At 61.9% G+C, this 3,404-nt stretch carries 5 protein-coding genes; all 5 read right to left on the reverse strand.

Annotation, left to right across the window (positions count from 1 at the left end; translation table 11 throughout):
* Positions 1-69 precede the first annotated feature (69 nt).
* A complete protein-coding gene (locus PMI29_RS02130; RefSeq protein ID WP_008003824.1) occupies positions 70-1,365 on the reverse strand; it encodes an NAD(P)/FAD-dependent oxidoreductase in 1,296 nt (431 codons plus the stop codon).
* A 515-nt stretch (positions 1,366-1,880) separates the two neighbouring features.
* Complete coding sequence (gene moaE / locus PMI29_RS02125) at positions 1,881-2,396, reverse strand: molybdopterin synthase catalytic subunit MoaE (RefSeq protein ID WP_008003825.1); 516 nt, start codon at positions 2,394-2,396, stop codon at positions 1,881-1,883.
* A gap of 3 nt (positions 2,397-2,399) precedes the next feature.
* Positions 2,400-2,651, reverse strand: a complete 252-nt coding sequence (locus PMI29_RS02120) for a MoaD/ThiS family protein (protein WP_008003827.1) — start codon at positions 2,649-2,651, stop codon at positions 2,400-2,402.
* Entirely contained in the window at positions 2,648-3,154 is a 507-nt protein-coding gene (gene moaC / locus PMI29_RS02115; RefSeq protein WP_008003828.1) for a cyclic pyranopterin monophosphate synthase MoaC, read from the reverse strand. Before moaC ends, PMI29_RS02120 begins: the two co-directional genes overlap by 4 nt.
* 43 nt (positions 3,155-3,197) lie before the next feature.
* Positions 3,198-3,404: formate dehydrogenase accessory sulfurtransferase FdhD (locus PMI29_RS02110; RefSeq protein ID WP_008003829.1), on the reverse strand; the 207-nt coding region annotated here is incomplete at its 5' end.

Raw genomic sequence — 3,404 nt, forward strand, 5'->3', positions numbered from 1 at the left:
TGTGGGAGCGGGCTTGCCCGCGAAGAGGCCAGCACAAACAACATCAATGCCGGATGTGCAGCCAATGACTCAGCGCAAACGCTCAAGCATCTGGTAGTACCACATGCCGGCAGCGAGCATCGGGTTGCCCAGCAGGTCGCCCAGGGGCACGCGGATGTGCTGGCAGGCGGCGAAGGTGTCGAACTGCTCCAACTGCCCGGTGATCGCCCGGCCCATGATTTCGCCCATGATGTGGGTGGTGGCGATGCCGTGGCCGGAGTAGCCCTGGCAATACCAGACGTTGTCCGACAGCTTGCCCAGCTGCGGGATGCGGTTGATCACGATGCCCATCGCGCAGCTCCACTGGTAATCGATGGCCACACCTTTGAGTGCCGGGAAAGTCTGCTCGATGCACGGGCGCAGTTCGGCGGCGATGTCGCGCGAATCCTTACCGCTGTAGTTGGCGCCACCACCGAACAGCAGGCGACCGTCAGCGGTGAGGCGGTAGTAGTCGAGCACGAAGCGGCAGTCGTAGACCGCGAGGTCTTCGGGGTTGATCTGTTTGGCCAGATCGCCCAGTGGCGCGGTGGTGACGATGCCGCCCATGGCCGGGAAAATCTTACCCTTGAGCTTGCCCGGTTCCAGCTTGTGGTAGACGTCGCCGGCCAGCAGCACCTGATTGGCGTCGATGTGCCCGTGGGCGGTGCGTACGCCGGGGCTCTGGTGAAGGCCATCGCCGTGGATGATCTCCAGCACTTCACTGTTTTCGAAGATCAACGCGCCCAGGCTTTCGGCTGCACGGGCCTCACCGATGCACAGGTTGAGCGGGTGCAGGTGCAGGTTGCGGGTGTTCTTGATCGCGCCGTGGTAAAGGTCGCTTTGCAACAGGTCGCGTACCTGGCTGCGGTCGAGCAGGCTGACCTCGTCGCCCATGCCACGGTGCACCGCTTCGTTGTAATCCTTGCGCAAGCCGTCCATGTGCGCGGGTTTGTACGCGGCGTGCAGGTGGCCGTGCTTGAGGTCGCAGGCGATGCCATATTTTTCCACGCGCTGCCGGATGATCTGGTGCCCGCGCCAGCGCAGGTTCCAGATGAAGTCGTCGACCTCGTCGCCAAGGGTGCGGCGCATCTGTTTGCGCATGGCTTCATCGCCCGACAGGCTGCCAGTGACTTGGCCGCCGTTGCGCCCGGTAGCGCCCCAGCCGATCTTGTGGCTTTCGACGATGGCGACCTTCAGGCCCTTTTCCGCCAGCTCGACGGCGGTGGCGACACCGGTGAAGCCGCCGCCGATGATCACCACGTCCACCCGGTGCCGGCCTTGCAGCGTCGGGTAATCGGTGTCCTGGTCGAGGGTGGCTGTGTAGTAGGAATTGCAACGTTGAGTCATGTCAGTGTCCAGGCAGAATGGGGAGATACCAATGCCGGTCAGTCGAAGTGCGCAACCTGTGGGAGCGAGCTTGCTCGCGATAGCGGGGTGTCATTCACCATATATGTCGAATGACACTCCGCTATCGCGAGCAAGCTCGCTCCCACAGGGATTGCATACGCTGAGCAAATGCAGGGATAGCGTAAGGAGGGCGCTCGCCGATCAGGCGAGCAGGGCGCTATCCGGCGGACGTGCGGAGTGACGCAGTTTGGAACGGCGCAGGGCCATGGGCAGGTTGACGATGCGCTTCATGCAATGCCGTCCACGGCCAGCAGCGAGGTGGCCTGGATCGAGAGGTTCAGCAGGTGCTGTTCTGACGGCGAAGTACGCATGGCGCAGGTTTCCGGCGGCGGAAATCGTCGGTGGCGAGCAGGACAAGCCATCCGGGGGATGGCTGGATACTAGGGAGGATTGTGGCGTGTGTAAATGTTTGATTCAGTACATCAGGTGCACACCGCAGCCGATCAACATCTCGATCACCCCGCGCTTGAAACGTAGCAATGCGATGCCGGAGCGCATTGGATAATCGCCTGATACTGCGTATCTGCCCAGCGCTCGACGGCTGATCGGTCGCTGTCACGGGCATCGACCCAGCGAGCGCCGGACGCCACGTCTTCGCGCTTCCAGAACGGCGCGTCGGTTTTCAGGTAGTCCGTGATGAATGCGCAGGCTTCGAAAGCGGCTTGTCGATGTTGGCTGCTGACGCCGACAAACACGATCGGCTCGCTGATCGACAACGGGCCGATCCGATGCACGATCTCCACGGCCCTCAGTGGCCATCGGGCCCTGGCATTGTCGATGATTGTTTGCAGCGAACGTTCGGTCATGCCCGGGTAGTGCTCCAGAAACAACCCGGCGACTGCCTCACCCTGATTGATGTCGCGCACGTAGCCGACGAAGTTGACCACGGCACCCACGCCCGGATCGTTCGCCTGCAGGCTGTCGATCAACTGGCTGATGTCGAACACTTCTCGCTGGACCCGAACCGTCATGTCTCAACCCCCGGTGACGGGTGGAAAAAAGGCGATCTCGTCATAGTCCTCGATCACCTGATCCGGATGGCACAGCGCCTGGTTCAGCGCACACATCAGGTTGTTTTCACCGAGCACATGGCTCCACACCTCACCGCGAGCCATCAACAATCGGCGCACGTCTTCGATGGTCTTGAGGTCGTCGGTCAGGGGCAGTTTTTCACCGCCCAGGTTGAGCTGCTCGCGGTAACGGGCGAAGTAATTGATCAGGATCATTGTGCGTCCTCGAACTTGAAATGACCGGAGCGGCCACCTTGTTTACTGAGCAGGCGGATGTCATCGATGACCATGCCGCGGTCCACTGCCTTGCACATGTCGTAGAGGGTCAGCGCCGCTACGCTGACGGCGGTGAGGGCTTCGAGTTCGACCCCGGTCTGGCCCTCGACGCGACACGTGCCGAGGATTTTCACGCTGTCCGGTGTGCAGGCCTTGAGTTCGATGTGGATCGAACTGAGCAGCAAGGTGTGGCACAGCGGAATCAGCTCATGGGTTTTCTTCGCCGCCATGATTCCGGCGATTCGCGCCACGGCAAACACATCGCCTTTGGGGTGGCCGTCGCTTTGAATCAGCTTCAGGGTTTCCGGGCGCATCCGCACCCAGGCCTGGGCCTGGGCTTCTCGCTGCGTCGGGGTTTTTTCGCTGACATCAACCATGTTGGCGCGACCCTGGCGGTCGAGGTGGGTCAGGCCGTTGGGCGGTGAATCCGAAATATCTGTCATGGGAAGTTCCTGCGCTTGCCGGCGCGGTGATCAGGTGAAGGCATCATGCCGGGCTGTAGATGCGCGGTGCGTTGCGGTGGGGTACGTGAATCAGGTTGAGGCGATGTTTGATCGCCCATTGCACAGTCAGGGCGGTGGGTGCCGACAGACTGACCAGCGTGCCGAGCCTGGCCCTGACGGCTTTGTGGATCAGTTCCAGGCTGCAACGGCTGGTGACCACCGTGAAGCCGCTGCGGCTGTCGATGCCGGC

The sequence above is a fragment of the Pseudomonas sp. GM49 genome (genome assembly GCF_000282355.1).
GTDB lineage: Bacteria > Pseudomonadota > Gammaproteobacteria > Pseudomonadales > Pseudomonadaceae > Aquipseudomonas.

Bases quoted from the DNA above. Each gene is read 5' to 3' on its own strand.
- PMI29_RS02130 (WP_008003824.1), bottom strand. From the start codon at position 1,365: ATGACTCAACGTTGCAATTCCTACTACACAGCCACCCTCGACCAGGAC.
- moaE (WP_008003825.1), bottom strand. From the start codon at position 2,396: ATGACGGTTCGGGTCCAGCGAGAAGTGTTCGACATCAGCCAGTTGATC.
- PMI29_RS02120 (WP_008003827.1), bottom strand. From the start codon at position 2,651: ATGATCCTGATCAATTACTTCGCCCGTTACCGCGAGCAGCTCAACCTG.
- moaC (WP_008003828.1), bottom strand. From the start codon at position 3,154: ATGACAGATATTTCGGATTCACCGCCCAACGGCCTGACCCACCTCGAC.